Raw genomic sequence first — 17,001 nt, forward strand, 5'->3', positions numbered from 1 at the left:
GCCCGCACCCGCTCGATGAAGGCCCGCAGCGGCGCGACGACGCCGGTCTCGTCGATGGCACGCATGTCATGCACCTCGATCCCGTGGTCCAGAATGCGGCGAACCTGTCGCGGATTTCCACGTCGAACCGGGCAGGCTCAAGATGCGGTGGATCAGGGTTTCGAGCTTTGCGCGTAAATGTTGAAAAGGTTGCAGGTCGCAACAACCTTGACATCAGCGATGCGACCCCGCGCGCGCTGATCACCGCGGTGCGCGACCAGATCACCGCCTCGATGCCGCACAGCGAAATCCCGATCGATCTGGTCGAGGCGGCGCTGTCGGGCGGCACCGCGCCCCTTGAGGCGCATATGTTCGAGGTGTTCCTCCAGATCCACGCCCAGAACCGGCTGAACGGCGCGCGGGAGGGGCCGCCGACCGGCCGCTGGACGCGCTGCTGCCCTGATCCGGCGGAGCGCCCGCAAGCGCCCGGCCCCGAAGATCGTCTCGGGGCCGGGCTGTCGTTCAGAAGGCCATCTTGAGGCCGACGCCGACCGCGCGCGGATCGGCCACCGTGCCCTGCAACGTGCCCTGCAGCGCGCGCAGGTTGGTCACTGAACGATCATCGAAGATGTTGTTCACATGGGCGAAGAGCGACAGATCCTCGCGCGGGGTCCAGGTCAACCAGCGCATCCCTCTCGACCAAGAGCGCCGTACCGTCGCTGTTTGGCGGTTTCGCCGTTCAGGACCCCCGGGCCACCCGCCCCTGTGGCAGGCCGGGGCGGTGCTGGCGTTGCTGGCCAGCGGCGTCGGCTATGTGCTGACCCGCCCCAGCGCCTGAACCGGTCCCCGACCAGCCCCCAGCCCGTCCCAGAGCGCGCGATAGGCCGAACCGCCCGCCAAAAGCGCCTCGTGGCTGCCGCTTTCGACGATCCGGCCGTTTTCCAGCACCACGATCCGGTCGGCATGGCGGATCGTTTCCAGCCGATGCGCGATCACCAGCACCGTGCGCCCGCGCGCGAGGCTGGCCAGCGCCGCCTGCACCCGCCGCTCCGTCGCCCGGTCCAGCGCCGAGGTCGCCTCGTCCAGAAGCAGGATCGGCGGGTTGCGCAGGAACACCCGCGCAATCGCCACCCGCTGCTTCTGCCCGCCCGACAGCAGCACGCCGCGTTCGCCCACGACCGTTTCCAGCCCCTCGGGCAGATCGGCCAGAAGGTCTTCCAGCTGCGCCGCCCGCACCGCGGCCAGGATCGCCGCGTCATCCGCCTCGGGGCGGGCATAGGCGATGTTCTCGCGCAGGGTGCCCCCAAACAGGAACACATCTTGCGACACCACCCCGATCTGCGCGCGCAACGAGGCAAGGGTGAAGCGTTCGATCGGCTGGCCATCGATGCGGATCTGGCCCGATTGCGGCAGGTAGAACCGCCCCACCAGCGACAAAAGCGTGGTCTTGCCCGCCCCCGAGGCCCCCACCAGCGCCACCGTCTGCCCGGGCTCGACCGTCAAGGACAGATCGCGCAGCACCGGCCGGGCCGGATCATAGCCGAAGCTGACCCGCTCGAACGCGATCCGCCCGGACAGCGCGGGCGCCGCCACCGCCCCGGGCGCATCGGCAATCTCGGGCACCTCGGCCAGAAGCGCCTGATACCGCTGGAACCCGGCAATGCCGCGCGGATAGGTCTCGATCACCGCGGCGATCTTTTCCAGCGGCCGGAAGAACACCGTGACCAGAAGCAGGAAGGCGACGAAATCCCCGGTCGAGAGCGATCCGGCGAAGACGAAACCCGCGCCCGCCACCATCACCACCACCTGCACCAGCCGCAGCCCCATGTATTGCAGCGTCGCGGCCGCCGCCATCAGCCGATAGGCCTCCAGCTTGGCGCGGCGATAGTCCTCGTTCGCGCGGGCAAAAAGCCGCCGTTCATGCGGCTCGTTGGTAAAGGCCTGCACGACGCGGATGCCGCCCAGCGTCTCGGCCAGACGCACGTTGAACTGCCCCAGTTGGCCATAGATCGCCTGCCAGGCCCGGGTCATCCGCCCGCCATAGATCGTCAGCAGCGCCACCATCAGCGGCACGATCCCCACCGTCAGCACCGCAAGCGGCAGATGCAGCCAGACCATCAGCGCGAAAGCCCCGGCAAAGGTCATCAGCGCGATCAGCAGATCTTCGGGGCCGTGATGGGCGACCTCGCCCACCTCCTCCAGATCGCGGGTCACCCGGGCCACAAGCTTGCCGGTCTCGTTGCGGTCGAACCAGCCGAAGCTGAGCCGGGTCAGATGCTCGAAGGCGCGCAGCCGCAGCCCGGTCTCGATGGCGATGCCAAGCTTGTGGCCCAGATAGATCACCACCGCCATCAGTCCGGCATTGAGACAATAGACGATCCCCAGCCCCGCCGCCGCCCAAAGCGTCAGCCCCCATTGGCCCAACGGCAACAGATGGTCGATGAAGGCCGCGATCGCCAGCGGAAAGGCCAGCTCCAGCAGCCCCGACAGGATCGCAGCGGCCAGATCCAGCCCCAGAAGCCGCAGATGCGGGCGGTAATGGTCAACAAGCGCCTCAAGCACGTCAGGTCTCTCCGGCGGCGGTGGCGGCGTTCCAGTAGCCCGCCGCGGTGAATTCGGACTTGGCCAGCCCGCGCGCCAAAAGCGCCTGACGCGCCGCCTGCGCCTCGGCCTGTTCGGCAGCGAAAAAGACCGCGCGGCCGGTTTCGGGAATGGACAGCTCTGCCAGCGCCGCCAGCGGCGTCGCGCCCTCGGCCCGCAAGAGCCAGCGCAGCGCCAGCCCCGGCGGGGCGGCCAGCGGCTGGATGTCGGCCCGGTCGGGAACCACGATCAGCGCCGCGCCGCGCGCGTCGGCGGGCAAAAGCGCCAGATGCCGGGCGATCACCGGCAGCGCGGTCTCGTCGCCGACAAGGCCGTGCCAGAAAGCCGGACGCGGCCCCCGATCGCCGCCCGGCCCGGCCAGCGCGACGTCGGTGCCGGGGCGCAGCGCCGCCGTCCAGTCGGTGACGCGCCCGCCCGCATGCAGGAAGACATCAAAGGCCAGCTGCGGCTCGGGCAGGGTCAGATCAAGATGGCGGATCGTGTAGACGGGCTTGTGCCAGGCCGCCGCCCCCCCCGGCCATTGCGTCACGCCATTGCCGTCGGTGCGGGGCCAGTCCGCGCCCGGCGGCCCCAGAAGCAGGCGGAAATGCAGCCCGCCCGCGCCAAAGCGCGCCAGATCGGCCCCGGCCAGAATGACCCGTCGATACGCGGGCGAGAGGCGCTGCACCGCCACCACCCGCGTGCGCGCATGGCTGGCAGGCCAGCCGTCGCCCGGCGGTCCCTGCCAAAGCGGGCGCAACCCCGCCGCCTGCAATTCCTCGGTCAGATAGTCGCGCAGCATCTGCAGATGCGGGCCATCCTCGGCCGTGACCGCAAGCGCGGTGCCCCCCGGGGCGGGGCCAACCGTCGCCGTGCCGCCCGAGAGCGTCACCCGCAGCCGCCCCCCGATGCGCGCGCAGGCAAAGCCGATGGCGCGGGCGCGGGCCTCGAACCGCGGCAGCGCGGTTTCGGCATCGACCGGCAACAGCGTCGTGATCCGATGCGATCCGTCAGCCATGCGCAAGCCCCTGCCCCATCTGCCCCGTCCGCCGCCCGTGCGGGATCATCATCGGCCGCCCGCTGACCGGATCGGGCAGGATCGTGCTGTCCAGACCGAAAAGCGCGCGGATATTGGCCGCGCTCAGCACCGCCTCGGGCGGGCCCTGATCGTGCAGGCGCCCGGCCCGCATCGCCACCAGCACATCGGCATAACGCGCCGCCAGATTGAGATCATGCAGCACCATCACCACCGACGTCCCACGGCGGCGGTTGAGATCGGCCAGAAGATCAAGCACTTCGATCTGATGGTTGATGTCCAGAAAAGTCGTCGGTTCATCCAGCAGCAGCACCTCGGTCTCCTGTGCAAGCGCCATGGCGATCCAGACACGCTGGCGCTGCCCGCCCGAAAGTGCCGCCAGATCGCGCCCGGCCAGCGCCGCGGTGTCGGTGACATCAAGCGCCCGGGCGACGGCTGTGGCATCGGCGGGGCTCCAGCGCGAAAACAGCCCCTGATGCGGATGGCGCCCGCGGCTGACCAGATCCAGCACGGTGATCCCCTCGGGGGCGATCGGCGTTTGCGGCAAAAAGCCAAGCCTGCGCGCCAGCCTGCGCGGCGCAATCCGGTGCAGATCGGTGCCGTCAAAGGTCACCCGCCCCGCCCGCAGCGGCAAGAGCCGGGCCAGCGCGCGCAGCAGCGTGGACTTGCCGCAAGCATTGGCGCCGACGATGACGGTGATCTTGCCCGGCGCGATGTCGAGGTCGATGCCCTGCAGCACCGGCGCCGCGCCATAGCCCGCCACAAGACCGCGCGCCGACAGGGTTGGAGGTGTCACAGACCGGCTCCTTTCGCATTGTCGCGCCAGATCAGCGCCAGAAGATAGGGGGCGCCCAGAACTCCGGTGACGACGCCGACCGGATAGCGCGCGGGCAGAAGCCATTGCCCGGCCAGATCGGCCGTCAGCACCAGAACCGCGCCAACGCAGGCCGCGGGCAGCAAAAGCGATCCGTCGCGCCCGGTCAGCCGCGCCGCGATCGGCCCCGACAGAAAGGCGACAAAGGCCACCGGCCCCACCGTCGCCGTGGCCACCGCGACCAGCGCCACCGCCGCCAGGATCACGCCCACCCGCAGCCGACCGAGCCGCAGGCCCAGCCCCGCCGCCGCCTCGTCGCCCAGCCGCAGCGCCTCCAGATCGGCGGCACGCGCGATCAGCCAGCCGCCGCCAAGCCCCAGCACCAGGGCAAGCGGCGCAACCTGCCCCATCTGCGCGCCGTTCAGGCTGCCCGACATCCAGCGCAAGGCCTCTTGCAGCGACCAGCTTGGCGCGCGGCTCAGCACATAGGCGGTCAGGCTTTGCAACAGCGCCGAAAGCCCGATCCCCACCAGTATGAGCCGCGTCCCGCAAAGCCCGTCGCGCCAGGACAAAAGCGTGATCAGCCCGGCCACGCCCAGCCCCGCCGCCACGGCCAGCACCGACACCACGGGCCCGCCCAGCCCCAGGCCGACGATCGCCAGCACCGCCGCGGCACTGGCCCCCGCGCTGATGCCGATGATGTCGGGGCTGGCCAGCGGATTGCGCAAAAGCGTCTGAAAGGCGATGCCGCCCAGACCGAAGGCCGCCCCCGCGGCCACGGCCAGAAGCGCCCGCGGCAAACGCAGCTCGCGCAGGGTGAAGCTGACGCCCGGGATCTCGGCGCCCCGCAGCACCTCCAGCACGACGCCGGGCGCAAGGATCCGATGGCCCAGCATCAGCATGGCGGCCAGGCCCGCGAAGATCAGCGCCGCCAGAAGCGCCAGCACAAGGCCGCGGCGGCGCAGCCGGTCCCGGCGCAACCGGGCGATGATGGCAAGCGTCGCCGTCATGGCGCCCGCCCGCCCAGGCGTCGCACGATCCAGATGAAGACGGGCGCCCCAAGAAAGGCGGTGACGATCCCCGCATCCACCTCGGCGGGACGGGCGATCACCCGGCCCGCGACATCGGCCAAAAGCAGCAGCAGCGCGCCGCCAAGGGCGGAAAAGGGCAGGATCCAGCGGTAATCGACGCCGAACAGCACCCGGCAGGCATGCGGCACCACAAGACCCACGAAGCCGATCGGGCCGCACAGCGCGGTGGTGGCGCCCGACAGCAGGATCGCCCCGCCCGCCGCCAGCGCCCGCGCCCGCCAGACCGTCTCGCCCAGCCCGGTCGCGGTCTCCTCGCCCAAGGCCAGCAGGTTCAGCTTGCGCGCCGAAACAAGCGTCGCCACCGCCCCCGCGGCCAGAAACGGCAAGACCGGCGCGATCTGCGCAAAGCGGGCGCCGCCGACGCCGCCGATCATCCAGGATTGCGCCAGACCGCCGATATCGCCGCGCGGCAAGATCACCGCCGTCGTCAGCGCGCCAAGCGCCGCCCCCAGCGCCGCACCCGCCAGCGCCAGCTTGAGCGGCGTCGCGCCGCCCCGCCCCAGACTGGCAATCGCATAGACCGCCGCGGCGGCGATCCCCGCCCCGGCAATGGCAATCCAGATCGTCGCGGCGGCGCCCTCGGGGCCAAGCCAGGCCAGCGCGATCACCACCGCCAAAGCCGCCCCGGCATTGGTGCCCAAAAGGCCCGGATCGGCCAGCGGATTGCGCGTCAGCCCCTGCATCGCCGCCCCGGCCATGGCGAGCGAAGCCCCCGCCAGCGCCGCCAGAACCGTGCGGGGCAGCCGCGCCGCCACCGCGGCCTCGGCGATGGTTTGCGGCGTGCCGGTCAGCCCGATCCAGAGATCCGTCAGCCCGACCGACCGCGCGCCAAGGCCCAGCGACAGCCCGACAACGACCGTCAGCGCCGCCAGAGCCACCAGCCCGCGCAGCGCCCTGCCCACCTGCCCGCTTGCCGCCTGCCCGCTCATCGACCCGCCGTCACCGCCGCCGAGAGCCGGTCGGCATAGGCGTCCAGCACCCAGGGCAGCGACATCGGCGTAGGATTGGCCGCGGTGCCCATCGGGTCATTGTCGAGCATCACCAGCGCGCCGCGCCGCACCGCGGGCAGCTGCGCGGTCAGAAGATCGCTTGACAGGCTGTCACGCAAAGCCGCGCCGCCATAGGTCACCAGCACATCGACATCGGCCAGGCTGTCGATCAGCTCGGCGCTGACCTCGGCCGAAAAGGCGCCCCCTGCGGCGGCGTCCCGCACCATCTGCGGCGCGTCAAAGCCCAGGTCGCGAAAGAACTGCACCCGGGCATCGCGGTCGGTGTAAAAGCCGATCCGGCTCAGATCCTGCGCCGCCAGATGGGTCACGAACATCGCGGTTTTTCCCGCGAATTCAGGATGTTCCGCGCGGGTCTTCGCAATTTTGCCGTCCAGCCGCGCAATCAGCGCCTGCCCCTCGGCGGCCATGCCCATACCCGCACTGTTCAGCGCGATCGTCTGGCGCCAATCCGTCGTCCAGGGCGCTTGCGGGTAGGCCACAACCGGGGCAATGCGGCTGAGGGTGTCATAGTCCTGCGCGGAAAGGCCGGAATAGGCGGCCAGGATCACATCGGGGTCGGTCGCCGCCACCGCCTCGAAGTCGATCCCGTCGCCCTCGTCAAACAGCACCGGCGGCGGGGCGCCCAGCTCGGCCAGACGCGCCTCGACCCAGGGCAGGATGCCATCCCCGTCGTCATCGCCGAAATTCGCCCGCGCAAAGCCCACCGGCACCACCCCCAGCGCCAGCGGCACCTCGTGATTGCTCCAGGCCACCGTGGCGATGCGGACCGGCTTTTCGGTCAGGACGGTGGTGCCGAACGCATGGTGGATTTCCAGCGGATAGGGTTCGGCCAGCGCTGCCCGCGGCAGCGCCGCCACAAGGGCAAGGGCGCCAAGGCGCAGCAGGAACAGGGGGTGTCGCATGGGGGCAGATGTCCTTCGATTGGCACCGCCTTGCCCGCGGCTGCCGGGCCGGTCAAGGCTGCGCGCCCGTCGGAACCGGGCGCGGCGCAGCTTCGCCAAAGTTTCTGACAAAAACCATCAGTTTCTTCAAGACCAATCCGCGCCCGGCTGCTAGAGCGCCAGCATCGCAAGGCTTCGGCCGCCGCCCTTCGGGGCCCGGCGGCGCGGCCTTGCACAGCCACCCGGCCGGGCCCCGCCCCCGGAGAGCCAGCCCGACCCCCTTTTGGAGATATCGACGTGACCTTCCCTTCCCAAACCGTCCGGCCGCGCCACCGGCTGCTGAAATCGGGCTGCGCGGTGCTGGCGCTGCTGGCCGCCCAGCCCGCCACGGCCCAGGACGGTGCCGAAACCGACGCCGAAACCCCGTTCCGCCTGTCGCCGATCACCGTCAACGCCGCGGGCAAGGCCGATGACGATGCGGCCACGGTCGTCGCCCGCGAGCTTTGGGTGGGCGGCAAGGTCGCCACCAGCCTGCAGGACACGCCCGCCTCGGTCTCGGTGATCACGCAAAAGGAAATCGAGGCCCGCAAGGCCGACACGCTGGAAGAGGTGCTGCAATATTCCGCCGGTCTGCACACCGATTACTATGGCACCGACGACCGCAACGACTATTTCCAGATCCGCGGCTTCAGCGCCACGACCTATCGCGACGGGCTGACGCTGGGCTCGATGCGCGGCGTGCGCGAAGACCCCTATGCCTATGAGCGGGTCGAAGTGCTGCGCGGCGCCAATTCGACGCTGTTTGGCGTCGCCGATCCGGGCGGCTCGGTGAACTTCGTCACCAAACAGCCGAAATTCGAACGCATCGCCGAAACGCGGCTCAGCTACGGGTCCTTCGGCAGCGCCGAGGCCGCCTTTGATTTCGGCAATGTGCTGAACGCGGCCGATACGCTGGCCTTCCGGCTGACCGGCAAGGTCAAGGACGGCGCGCTGGAATACGACCATTCCAACGATGACGAGACCTTCCTGATGGCCGGGCTGACCTGGTCGCCCAGCACCGCCACCTCGCTGAGCCTGATCGTCGATCATCTGGACCGCGACGGCACACCCAACAGCGGCGGCTATCCGCTGGATCGGGACTATGACCGCAGCGCCTTTTATGGCGAGCCCGGGTTCAACTATCACGATGTCGAACGCACCTCGGTCACCGCGCTTTTGACCCATGATTTCGGCAATGGCCTGACGCTGCGCGGCAATCTGCGCTACAGTGACCTGACCGACACTTTCGGCTATGTCTATCTTTACGATTATGCCGGACGCACGGGCACGACGCTCTCGCGCTATTATTTCGGCACCGACCGCAGCGCGACCGAGACGATCGGCAATGCCGTGCTGCAATATGACACGACCTTCGGCAGCATCGGCAGCAGCACGCTGGGCGGGATCGAATTCCGCGACGGCACCAGCACCGACACCTCGATCTACGGGCTTGCCGGGTCGATCGACCTGGCCAATCCGGTTTTTTCGGGCGGCCCGGCCAGCCCCTCGGTCTATGCCCGCACGCGGGTGGAAAACCTGACCCGCTCGGTCTTTGCGACGCAGAACCTGGCTTTCAACGACCGGCTGATTGCCACCGTCGGGCTGCGCCATGACTGGCTTGATGTCACCAGCACCAACCTGATGGGCGCGACGCCGGTCAGCACCGGCGGCGATTTTTCCGAAAGCTCGGGCCGGGCGGCGCTGACCTGGAAGTTCACCCCCAGCCTGTCGATCTATGGCAGCTTCGTCGAATCCATCGCGCCGCCCACCGTCGGCGTCGATCCCGAACGCGGCGAACAATATGAAATCGGGGTGAAATTCGCCCCCGAGGGCAGCAACACCCTGATTTCGGCGGCGGTCTATGACCTGACGAAAAAGGATGTGACGATTGCGGTGGTGCAGCCCGGCGGCGCGATCGAGCGCGAAAAGGTCGGGGAATCGCGAGTGCGCGGCCTTGATCTGGAGGCCAAGACCGAATTGACTTCGGCGCTGACGCTGATCGGCTCTTATTCCTACATCGACTCGGAAGTGGTGACGGGCACGCTGCGCTCGGGCGCCTCGATCGCGGGCAAGCAATTCGCCTCGACGCCCAATCATGTCGCCTCGATCTGGGCGAACTACACGCTGGCAGGCACGCAGGCGCGGGGGGATGTGACGCTGGGGCTGGGGCTGCGCCATGTCGGCAGCTATTATTTCGACGCGGTCAACAGCCGCAAGGCCAGCGCCGCGACGCTGGTCGATGCCTCGGTGGGCTATGATCTGTCGGAAACCGCAACGCTTGAACTGCATGTCAGCAACCTGCTGGACGACCAGCATGTCGTCGGCTCGGGCACGGCGGATTATTACAATCCCGGCCGCGAAATCGGGCTGAGCCTGCGCAAGAGCTGGTAAGCACGCGACCCCGGCGGCCACAGGCGGCGGCCGGGGTCATGCCTTGCGCTGGGCGCGCAGCCAGGCCGAGGGCGTCGTGCCCTCGTGACGGCGAAACGCCCGCGTCAGATGCGCCTGATCGGCAAAGCCGAACTGCATCGCGACATCGGCAATCACCATCTCCGAGGCCAGAAGCGCCTGTTTCACCCCCGCGATGCGGCGTTCCTGCTGCCATTGCAGCGGCGTCTTGCCGGTGGTCTTCTTGAAGGCCTGCGAAAACCAGCCGGGCGAAAGACCCACCGCCTCGGCCAGCGCCGCGGTGCTCAGCCGGCCGCGGCCGTCCTCCTCCAGCAGCCGCTGCAACCGGCGCATCTGCTCGGGCGTCAGGCCGCCGGAATGGCGCGTCTCGGGCGGCTGCGCCCCGGGCATGTCCAAAAGCCCCGCGACCAGCGCCACGGCCAGGCTTTCGGCAAAGATCGGGTGGCGCTCGGGGGCGATGATCTCTTGCCGCAATGCCGCGCCGATCGCGGCCAGCGCCGAAACCTCCTGCAGCTCGGCCGGTTGACTGGCCACCCGCATCGCATCGCCCGCCCCAAGACCCGCGCCCAGCCGCGCCAGAAGCCAGCTGCGGTGCAGATGCAGATCCAGATGGGAAAACCGATGCCCGGCCACGAAGCGGGTCCAGATCGGCATGCCCGCGGGCACATAAAGCGCGCGCAGCAGCGGGCGGGCATGACCCTGATCGGCGGCGCCCAGCTCGGACAGCCGGATCTGGTCGGAGACATCGTTGAAGAACAGCATCACCCGCGGATCGGGCGAGCTGTAATAGCCCGTCGCCCCGGCCCGGCCCTCGGCTTCCCAGAACACCCCGCACATCGCCTCGAACGAACGCCACCGCACCGGCGCGGTGCGGGAAATCCCGTGCGTCTGGCAGGTCATCGCAGGCAGGAAGCCCATTTCCCTTTTCTCCACAGGCAGAAAACACCGAAACGACGCTTGCCTGTGGCACCGGAGCGGCCAAAGCGACCGCGGCGGCATGGGTAGTGCGCAGGCGCCGAACCTAGGCCATTGCCCGACCCGGCGCAAGAGAGCCCGCCGGGACGGCCCTCAGCCCTGTCGGCCTGATACAGCGCGCAGGGCTGAGGATGGGTTGGCCAGCCCCTCCTGAGGGCATATGGCCAGATTGATCCGGAGAGGATCAGGAGAGCTGAGCGATGAAGGACGTCTTGATCATCGGCGTTGACCTGGCAAAGCAGGCATGAAGCCTGCAGCAGGCGACGGGCTCACGTCTTGCCGAAAATCATCTCCCGCAGGTGGCATCCGGACGCAGGGAACGCCGCGGAGAAGACGGGCTGTCGTTTACTGACTGTTTTTGTCAATATAATTCTCTGCCCCGATTTCGGAGACCGGGAGGAAAAACCCCGCGCCCGATGGCGCGCCCTATCGCGATATCGTCGTCGGCGACGGCCCCAAGGCGGCGATTGCCCTGCGCGACATGCTCCGGGACGAGATCGCCCGCACCTTCCGCGACACCCCGAAGCCGCCGCCGCGCAACGGGGTGGTGGTGGCGGGGCGCTATCTGCGCAAGACCCTGCGCAGCGGGCTGCAATGCCTTGATTGCGATCTGGAACTGGCGGCCACGCTGGACATGGTGTCGGTCTCGCCGCGCTGCATCCGGGTCTCGGCCCTGGTCGAGGGGGCCTCGAGCTGAGAAGTCGCGGGACAACCGCATGTTCATCCGGGCCAGGGCATCGCGCAGATCTCGGCGCCGGGTCAGGACACGCCGATCGGCTTTTGCGAACCGATGGGGCAGCGCTATCGCATGGCGGGGCTGCTGATCACGCCCGGCTTTTTCGATCAGGGGCCCGCCCCGCGCCGACCGCGGCGTAGCTCAGCCGAAACGGGCGTGGATCAGCAGCGGGGCCATGTCGCGCACCACGGGCAGCCGCCCCAGCCTCGCGATCAGCCGCGACCGCTCCGGAAAGGCCTCGCCATAGCCGATCGCCGAGACAAGCGAGAGCCCCGGCACCTCGCGGCGCGCCAGGGCAAAGGGCCTCTGCGGCGCGGTGTAATCCTTGTCCACCACCATGCCCTTGCGCGTCCGGCGCGAAAACCAGTGCGGGATGGTGTCGAAAAAGATCTCGGCCGGGGTCGGGCCGCGATGCCTGCCGATGCGGCGCAACAGATCCAGCGTTTCCGCGGCGGTGAAATACATCACCAGCCCCGCCGCGGTGACGAAAGGCCCCCGCGCCGGATCGACCGCCTCGAAGACCGCTGGTTCCAGCGCGGAAAGCGGCAGTTCCGTCAGCCGCGGATGATCCGGCAAAAGCTGGCGGCGCAGCGCAATGCTTTCGGGCAGATCGACGCAAAGCCAGCGCAGCCGCCCGTTGTCAGGCCGCCAGAACTGCGTCTCCAGCCCCTCGCCCAGCGCCAGAACCTGCGCCTCGGGATGGCTGGCCAGATCGCGCCGGATCAGCCCGTCCGACTATTTCGAGCGCACCGCATGCCAGTGACTGACCGGGCCGAACCGGTCGAAATCATCGTCGATCCGGTTGACAGATCGACCGCCATCGGATCGTCGAAGACGCCGCGGTCGAGCACCGTCATCCCCGCGCGACCGCAGCGGCCAGAGCAGCGTCTCGGGCACGCCGCCCAGCCGCGGCGCGATCCGCGCCCCCGCCCCGATCCTTGCGCCCTGTGTCATGTGATCCCCCTTCAGAATGTCACCGTCATCCCGACGCCGATCACCCGGCCCCGGTCACAGGACACGCCGTAAACCGGCGTCGCCGTGCCCGCGCCCCCCACAGGGTTGACGGACCGTCAGGTACTGTTCGTCGTTCATGTCGTTGAAGAAGATTGCCCCCGACAGATCCACCCGACCCTCGAACAGGCTCGCGCGGCACGCCAAAGCCCATGAAGGTGTTGTAAAAACCGTTGCCGCCGGATTTGTAGCCGCGCGCGATGGAGGCATGGGTGGTCAGATCGGGCGACCATTCACAAGACAGCGCCGCCTTGCCGGTCCAGAAATCGTCGCTCAGCCGACCGCTTTCGGAACAGGCGGCCAGCATCCCCGGAGAGGGCGGATCATACCCGAGAGAGTCGAAATCTGCTTTGAACTCCTTGTCCTCGTGGGTCAGCCGCAGCCCGGCCGAGGCGGTCAGCCGCTCGCTCAGCGGAAGGCTGACGTCCCCAAAGACCGCCACGCCATCGGTGACCTGCTCCTAGCTCTTGTCGCCCGCCTGCGTCGCCCCACAGGCGGTGACGTTGCTGGTGTTGGTCTTGCGGTTCTCGTCGCGATAGGCGACGGCCCGCGCCCCCCAGCCGATCGCGGCGCCGTCCGGCGAGGACAGCCGGAATTCCTGGGTCAGACGGCTCTGATCCTTGGTCCGGAACATGTAATTGTCGGCAGCGCCGGAACGAGGTTGATCGCCCCGCCCGAGGTGGACCGGCCCAAAAGCGTGTTCTGCGGTCCCTTCAGCACCTCGACCTGTTCAAGGTCCAGATAGCTCGAGGCCGATTGTTCCAGCATCAAGGGCGCGCCATCGACAAAGGTCAGCACCGAACTGTCATCGGGGCTCAGCGGCATCAGAAGCGGGCCGACCCCGCGCAGGGTGATGAAGGCGTTGTTGCGATCGCCACAGGAATACATCACCGCCCCCGGGATCTCGCGCAGCGCGGAGGCGCCGTCGGCCCCCCCCTCCTCGGTCAGTTTCTGCGCATCGACGACGGCGACCGAGCCGGGACCATCGCGCAGTTTCTCGCCGCGTTTGGAGCCGGTGACGACGATGTCATCCAGCGCGACGATGGCGCCGCCGATCACCGCCCCAGCAAGGCCAAGCCCATTGGCAGCCACCGCGCTGAACAGGCCGATCTAGCCGATCTGCAACTCCGCATCGACCTGCAGGACCGGCAGATGCCCCGAGACGAGCCCGATGGCGCCATGCGCCAGAAGCAACCCGACAAAAAAGTCGGCTGTTGCGTGCAAATCTGTATCCTGAGCGCGTGGCAGCAGCCGGAGACAGGCGATGACACAGGCCGGGGGCACTGCAGGCGGCGCGGATCGAGGCGATCGAGGATGAATACCGGGCCCGGGCCAGCCATGCGGCGGGGCTGGTCCGGGCGTTGCGGCGCAAGACCGGTTGAGCCGGGCCCGGCACCCGGCGAAGGCCGATCGTCCCCCCGGGGGCCGGGTCACTTCGTCAGGATCAGCTTGCCGTTGCGGGTGATGCGCAGGGTATAGGTGACGCCGTCCAGCACGATCCGCACAAGGCTTCCCCCCTCGGTCAGCGCCCGTGCGTCGTGCAACGGCGGCGCGATGTCGGAGCCTTGCCCGGCGTCCGGCCCCTGCCCGCCGAACACGCCGTCGAGACCGCGGTCGGCAACGCTTCCAAGCGCAAGTTTCGGCCGTCCCTCGTCATTGCACATGTGCGATTCTCCTTGCGCGCCGGGGGGACGCGCCGCTCGGGATCGCAGGGGGCCTTGCGGGGACGAAACCGCCGTTGGGGCCTGCCGATCGGGCGTCAAACCGCCCCTGAAAACTGTCGAGTGTTTCTATCGGGATTCGAGGACGAAGAAAAGCCACAGTTCGATCAGGAGGTTGCGGCACGGCGTCACCCGGACGGAAACCCGAGCAAAACCCTTGCCCGGCCAATTCGCACAAAAACCATCAAGTATTTGATTTCATTGTAAATTCATTTGATTTTCTCGATTGCCGGGTCTATCAGAAGCCAGGCGCCGCGGTTGGGCGGCGCCTTGTTCGAACAGAGGAGACATGTGATGTCTGCCACTTGCGCCAAATGCGCTTTCTTCGAAGATCATGTCGCGAACGGTGAAAAAGAACTGGCCGATGCCGGCCTGTGCCGCTTCAACCCGCCCGTCACCCAGATTGCCCCCGACGCCCGCGGCCTGTGGCCGGTGGTGAAGGAATCCGACTGGTGCGGTCACTTCGAAGAAGAAAACGCCTGATCCGATTTCGCAAGCCAGGTCCGCTTTCCGCCAGCCACCACGGCCAGCCACAAAGCCCCCAGCCAGCTTTGATCGGGACCACGTCAAAAGGGCAGCGCAGGGCGCTGCCCTTTCTGCATTCCGGCCCCGCATTCCGCTTTGCCGCTCAGTCGAGACTGGCCACCAGACGGCGCACCGCATTCAGGTAAGCGGTGACCTCGTTGCCCTCGCACAGCAGCGTGGCCACCGCCTCGGCCTGCGCCGCGTGCCCGGCATGGCTCAGCCGCACCACCTGCAGGAACAGCGCCTCATGCCGGGTCGGACGGGGTTGCGATCCGTCCACCCGCCCAAAGCCGAAGGGCGAGTGCCGTGCCACACGCATCCGCGCCAGAACCTGCGCCAGATCGGCAAAGACGATCGCCCCTCGCGTCTCGCCCCAGCGTGCCTGCGCCCGGTCGAGCGCAAGACACCAGCCGTCGCGTTCCGGCGCGCGGTAACTGTCGATCATCAACCGAAGCACGGCCAGAACGTCATCTTGCCAGGGCGCGGCCGTGGCCGGGGCGGCGCGGGCATCGGTCTCGGACGGCAGGGGAAGCTCTTTCATGGGCAGGTCTTTCATGGTCAGGCGGTCATGCAGGCAGGACAAGGCCGAAATCGGCCGCGATCAGCGCAAGCCAGCCCCTGAGCCGCTCGGGCGTCAGCGCCGCCTGATTGTCCTGATCAAGGGCAAGGCCCAGAAATTCGCCCTCCACCACGGCGAGCGAATCTTCGAACTCATACCCCTTGGCGGGCCAGCGCCCGACCAGCGTCGCGCCCCGATCCGAGAAGAATTCATGCAGGAAGAACAGCGCGTTGACGAATTCCAGCGGATAGGTGACCTGATCGCCCAGCCCGAACAGCGCGATCGTCTTGCCGCGGAAATCCTGATCGGCGATCCTGGGCAGGAATTCCTCCCAGCTTTCCGAGGCGGCATTGGCGCTCAGCCCCGGCAACTGCCCGTCGCCCAGCGTCGGCGTGCCAAGGATCAGGAAGTCGTAGGCGATGAACGCCGCCACCTCGGTCCGGTTGACGTTGAGCGGCTTGGCCATCACCTCATCGTCAAACATGTCCTTGATCTGCTTTGCAATCTTGCGCGTGGTCCCGGTGTCCGATCCGAAGAAGAGCCCGATCTTCGCCATGATGTCCCCTTTTGGCTGACGGGCTTGATGCCCCCGCAACTGCTTCGCAAGTTTCGTGCCAGGCTTTGTGCGTCATCTCGGAGCGGATTGTCGGGTAAAATTGTCAGGATTCCAACAAATAAAAGTGAATCACTCAACAATGTCGGATTCGAGACGGCGACGCCGCTCAGGCGGGCGCGTTGATGGGCTGCACAAGGATCTTTTGCGCCATGCCGCGCCCCAGCGCGATGCGGGTTTCGCCCAGGGCAATGACCATCTGCCCGCCGCCGTTCTGCGTCACCTGCAGCCTGCGCCCCGGTCCGAGCCCCATGGCCACCATCCGATGCTGAAAATCGGCACAACCTGCCAGCCGCGCCACCTGAAACAGCGCGCCAGGGGCGGCAAGGGCAAGCGGCAGCAGCGGCGCTGTGGTGCCAAATCGGGGATCGGGGCGGGTGTCATCGGGCATCGGAACCTCTGTCAGGCGAAGGGCTGCGGCATTTTGCGACCCTAGTAAAACACTCAACATTTCTCCTTGACCCATGTCATGTCGCGATATTCAACTTCGCGCTGAACTGGTGCACGCGAGACGGGACAGAAAGACGATGAGCAAGCGCGACGACGATGACGACGGGCGCGAACCGAGGCAGGGGCAAGGGCCCGGTTTCGGGGCGGCGCCGCCGGTCGGATGGTATTACTTCGGGCCGGAGCCGCCCTGGGGGGCGGGCTGTGCTCCGGGATGGGGGCCGCAGGCGGGGCCGGGACCGGCGGCGGGGTTTCAGGGCGGGGCGCAACTTGGCCCGCAACCACAGCCGCAGCCCGATAACCGCGACCTGATGCAGGCCTTCGACCGGCTGGCGCGGGGCGATGTGTCGGCCGAGACGCTGGGGATGCTGTTCAACCTGCGCGACCGCGATTTCTGGAAGGGCGCGGTGGCGGGCTCGGCCGTGGCGCTGGCGCTGGCCAATCTGCCCGCGCTCAAGGCGATGTTTGCGGGCCTTGCCGCGCAGGGGTTCGGCATGAACGGCATGGGCGGCATGGCTGGCATGGGCGCCCCGCCCACCGCCGCGAAACCGACCCCCACAGCAGAGGAAAACTGA

Annotated in this window: 21 protein-coding genes and 1 pseudogene; 5 read left to right on the forward strand and 17 right to left on the reverse strand. The window is 68.2% G+C overall.

What is annotated here, in order from left to right; all coding sequences use genetic code 11:
* Nucleotides 1-518 (forward strand): annotated as a pseudogene (locus FBT96_RS21080) (hypothetical protein); the annotation flags it as partial.
* Here the strand turns inward: FBT96_RS21080 and FBT96_RS18160 are convergent.
* From FBT96_RS18160 to FBT96_RS18190, 7 genes are all read right to left on the reverse strand, one after another.
* Nucleotides 502-669, reverse strand: coding sequence for a hypothetical protein (locus tag FBT96_RS18160; protein ID WP_249306560.1), 168 nt, complete (start codon nucleotides 667-669; stop codon nucleotides 502-504). The pseudogene FBT96_RS21080 and the gene FBT96_RS18160 overlap by 17 nt on opposite strands.
* Nucleotides 670-789: 120 nt before the next feature.
* Entirely contained in the window at nucleotides 790-2,541 is a 1,752-nt protein-coding gene (locus FBT96_RS18165; protein ID WP_136909168.1) for an ABC transporter ATP-binding protein, read from the reverse strand.
* Nucleotide 2,542: 1 nt separating this feature from the next.
* Nucleotides 2,543-3,577, reverse strand: a complete 1,035-nt coding sequence (locus FBT96_RS18170) for a siderophore-interacting protein (RefSeq protein WP_136909170.1) — start codon at nucleotides 3,575-3,577, stop codon at nucleotides 2,543-2,545.
* The gene (locus tag FBT96_RS18175; RefSeq protein ID WP_136909171.1) at nucleotides 3,570-4,391 is read right to left on the reverse strand and encodes an ABC transporter ATP-binding protein; all 822 of its coding nucleotides are present in this window, start codon (nucleotides 4,389-4,391) and stop codon (nucleotides 3,570-3,572) included. Before FBT96_RS18175 ends, FBT96_RS18170 begins: the two co-directional genes overlap by 8 nt.
* Nucleotides 4,388-5,419: a FecCD family ABC transporter permease gene (locus tag FBT96_RS18180; protein WP_136909173.1), complete on the reverse strand. Its 1,032-nt coding sequence runs from the start codon at nucleotides 5,417-5,419 to the stop codon at nucleotides 4,388-4,390. Before FBT96_RS18180 ends, FBT96_RS18175 begins: the two co-directional genes overlap by 4 nt.
* Nucleotides 5,416-6,429 carry a FecCD family ABC transporter permease gene (locus tag FBT96_RS18185; RefSeq protein ID WP_136909176.1) on the reverse strand — a complete coding sequence of 338 codons (1,014 nt, stop codon included), beginning with the start codon at nucleotides 6,427-6,429 and terminating at the stop codon, nucleotides 5,416-5,418. Before FBT96_RS18185 ends, FBT96_RS18180 begins: the two co-directional genes overlap by 4 nt.
* A complete protein-coding gene (locus FBT96_RS18190) occupies nucleotides 6,426-7,412 on the reverse strand; it encodes an iron-siderophore ABC transporter substrate-binding protein (protein WP_136909178.1) in 987 nt (328 codons plus the stop codon). Before FBT96_RS18190 ends, FBT96_RS18185 begins: the two co-directional genes overlap by 4 nt.
* Nucleotides 7,413-7,688: 276 nt before the next feature.
* Here FBT96_RS18190 and FBT96_RS18195 point away from each other — a divergent pair, with 276 nt between their 5' ends.
* The gene (locus tag FBT96_RS18195) at nucleotides 7,689-9,821 is read left to right on the forward strand and encodes a TonB-dependent siderophore receptor (RefSeq protein WP_136909180.1); all 2,133 of its coding nucleotides are present in this window, start codon (nucleotides 7,689-7,691) and stop codon (nucleotides 9,819-9,821) included.
* A gap of 36 nt (nucleotides 9,822-9,857) precedes the next feature.
* On the opposite strand, the gene FBT96_RS18200 is transcribed toward FBT96_RS18195, so the two are convergent.
* A complete protein-coding gene (locus FBT96_RS18200) occupies nucleotides 9,858-10,757 on the reverse strand; it encodes a helix-turn-helix domain-containing protein (RefSeq protein WP_136909182.1) in 900 nt (299 codons plus the stop codon).
* 538 nt (nucleotides 10,758-11,295) lie between these two features.
* Between FBT96_RS18200 and FBT96_RS18205 the strand changes: the two genes are divergently transcribed.
* Nucleotides 11,296-11,511, forward strand: a complete 216-nt coding sequence (locus FBT96_RS18205) for a hypothetical protein (RefSeq protein ID WP_136909184.1) — start codon at nucleotides 11,296-11,298, stop codon at nucleotides 11,509-11,511.
* Nucleotides 11,512-11,691: 180 nt separating this feature from the next.
* Here FBT96_RS18205 and FBT96_RS18210 read toward each other — a convergent pair whose 3' ends face one another.
* The 6 genes from FBT96_RS18210 to FBT96_RS21380 all read right to left on the reverse strand — a co-directional run bounded on the left by FBT96_RS18210 (nucleotide 11,692) and on the right by FBT96_RS21380 (nucleotide 14,117).
* Entirely contained in the window at nucleotides 11,692-12,126 is a 435-nt protein-coding gene (locus tag FBT96_RS18210; RefSeq protein WP_136909186.1) for a hypothetical protein, read from the reverse strand.
* A 159-nt stretch (nucleotides 12,127-12,285) separates the two neighbouring features.
* Nucleotides 12,286-12,504, reverse strand: coding sequence for a hypothetical protein (locus FBT96_RS18215; RefSeq protein WP_136909188.1), 219 nt, complete (start codon nucleotides 12,502-12,504; stop codon nucleotides 12,286-12,288).
* Nucleotides 12,505-12,544: 40 nt separating this feature from the next.
* Nucleotides 12,545-13,003 carry a TonB-dependent receptor domain-containing protein gene (locus FBT96_RS18220; RefSeq protein WP_136909190.1) on the reverse strand — a complete coding sequence of 153 codons (459 nt, stop codon included), beginning with the start codon at nucleotides 13,001-13,003 and terminating at the stop codon, nucleotides 12,545-12,547.
* An 18-nt stretch (nucleotides 13,004-13,021) separates the two neighbouring features.
* Nucleotides 13,022-13,195: a hypothetical protein gene (locus tag FBT96_RS20890; RefSeq protein ID WP_169583592.1), complete on the reverse strand. Its 174-nt coding sequence runs from the start codon at nucleotides 13,193-13,195 to the stop codon at nucleotides 13,022-13,024.
* A complete protein-coding gene (locus FBT96_RS18225; protein ID WP_169583594.1) occupies nucleotides 13,165-13,653 on the reverse strand; it encodes a TonB-dependent receptor plug domain-containing protein in 489 nt (162 codons plus the stop codon). Before FBT96_RS18225 ends, FBT96_RS20890 begins: the two co-directional genes overlap by 31 nt.
* A gap of 338 nt (nucleotides 13,654-13,991) precedes the next feature.
* Nucleotides 13,992-14,117, reverse strand: a complete 126-nt coding sequence (locus FBT96_RS21380; RefSeq protein WP_238530249.1) for a hemin uptake protein HemP — start codon at nucleotides 14,115-14,117, stop codon at nucleotides 13,992-13,994.
* A 459-nt stretch (nucleotides 14,118-14,576) separates the two neighbouring features.
* Between FBT96_RS21380 and FBT96_RS18235 the strand changes: the two genes are divergently transcribed.
* On the forward strand, nucleotides 14,577-14,765 hold the full coding sequence (locus FBT96_RS18235; RefSeq protein ID WP_013067147.1) for a hypothetical protein: 189 nt from the start codon (nucleotides 14,577-14,579) through the stop codon (nucleotides 14,763-14,765).
* Nucleotides 14,766-14,910: 145 nt separating this feature from the next.
* On the opposite strand, the gene FBT96_RS18240 is transcribed toward FBT96_RS18235, so the two are convergent.
* The 3 genes from FBT96_RS18240 to FBT96_RS18250 form a co-directional block, all read right to left on the reverse strand.
* On the reverse strand, nucleotides 14,911-15,348 hold the full coding sequence (locus tag FBT96_RS18240; RefSeq protein WP_136909196.1) for a hypothetical protein: 438 nt from the start codon (nucleotides 15,346-15,348) through the stop codon (nucleotides 14,911-14,913).
* A 25-nt stretch (nucleotides 15,349-15,373) separates the two neighbouring features.
* Nucleotides 15,374-15,922, reverse strand: coding sequence for a flavodoxin (locus FBT96_RS18245; RefSeq protein ID WP_136909198.1), 549 nt, complete (start codon nucleotides 15,920-15,922; stop codon nucleotides 15,374-15,376).
* Nucleotides 15,923-16,088: 166 nt separating this feature from the next.
* On the reverse strand, nucleotides 16,089-16,370 hold the full coding sequence (locus FBT96_RS18250; protein WP_169583596.1) for a FeoA family protein: 282 nt from the start codon (nucleotides 16,368-16,370) through the stop codon (nucleotides 16,089-16,091).
* 136 nt (nucleotides 16,371-16,506) lie between these two features.
* Between FBT96_RS18250 and FBT96_RS18255 the strand changes: the two genes are divergently transcribed.
* On the forward strand, nucleotides 16,507-17,001 hold the full coding sequence (locus FBT96_RS18255; RefSeq protein ID WP_136909202.1) for a hypothetical protein: 495 nt from the start codon (nucleotides 16,507-16,509) through the stop codon (nucleotides 16,999-17,001).

It is taken from the genome of Rhodobacter capsulatus, from assembly GCF_005144475.1.
GTDB classification, from domain to species: domain Bacteria; phylum Pseudomonadota; class Alphaproteobacteria; order Rhodobacterales; family Rhodobacteraceae; genus Rhodobacter; species Rhodobacter capsulatus_C.

Bases quoted from the DNA above. Each gene is read 5' to 3' on its own strand.
- FBT96_RS18160 (WP_249306560.1), bottom strand. From the start codon at position 669: ATGCGCTGGTTGACCTGGACCCCGCGCGAGGATCTGTCGCTCTTCGCC.
- FBT96_RS18170 (WP_136909170.1), bottom strand. From the start codon at position 3,577: ATGGCTGACGGATCGCATCGGATCACGACGCTGTTGCCGGTCGATGCC.
- FBT96_RS18180 (WP_136909173.1), bottom strand. From the start codon at position 5,419: ATGACGGCGACGCTTGCCATCATCGCCCGGTTGCGCCGGGACCGGCTG.
- FBT96_RS18185 (WP_136909176.1), bottom strand. From the start codon at position 6,429: ATGAGCGGGCAGGCGGCAAGCGGGCAGGTGGGCAGGGCGCTGCGCGGG.
- FBT96_RS18190 (WP_136909178.1), bottom strand. From the start codon at position 7,412: ATGCGACACCCCCTGTTCCTGCTGCGCCTTGGCGCCCTTGCCCTTGTG.
- FBT96_RS18200 (WP_136909182.1), bottom strand. From the start codon at position 10,757: ATGGGCTTCCTGCCTGCGATGACCTGCCAGACGCACGGGATTTCCCGC.
- FBT96_RS18205 (WP_136909184.1), top strand. From the start codon at position 11,296: ATGCTCCGGGACGAGATCGCCCGCACCTTCCGCGACACCCCGAAGCCG.
- FBT96_RS18215 (WP_136909188.1), bottom strand. From the start codon at position 12,504: ATGACACAGGGCGCAAGGATCGGGGCGGGGGCGCGGATCGCGCCGCGG.
- FBT96_RS20890 (WP_169583592.1), bottom strand. From the start codon at position 13,195: ATGTTCCGGACCAAGGATCAGAGCCGTCTGACCCAGGAATTCCGGCTG.
- FBT96_RS18235 (WP_013067147.1), top strand. From the start codon at position 14,577: ATGTCTGCCACTTGCGCCAAATGCGCTTTCTTCGAAGATCATGTCGCG.
- FBT96_RS18240 (WP_136909196.1), bottom strand. From the start codon at position 15,348: ATGAAAGAGCTTCCCCTGCCGTCCGAGACCGATGCCCGCGCCGCCCCG.
- FBT96_RS18245 (WP_136909198.1), bottom strand. From the start codon at position 15,922: ATGGCGAAGATCGGGCTCTTCTTCGGATCGGACACCGGGACCACGCGC.
- FBT96_RS18250 (WP_169583596.1), bottom strand. From the start codon at position 16,370: ATGCCCGATGACACCCGCCCCGATCCCCGATTTGGCACCACAGCGCCG.
- FBT96_RS18255 (WP_136909202.1), top strand. From the start codon at position 16,507: ATGAGCAAGCGCGACGACGATGACGACGGGCGCGAACCGAGGCAGGGG.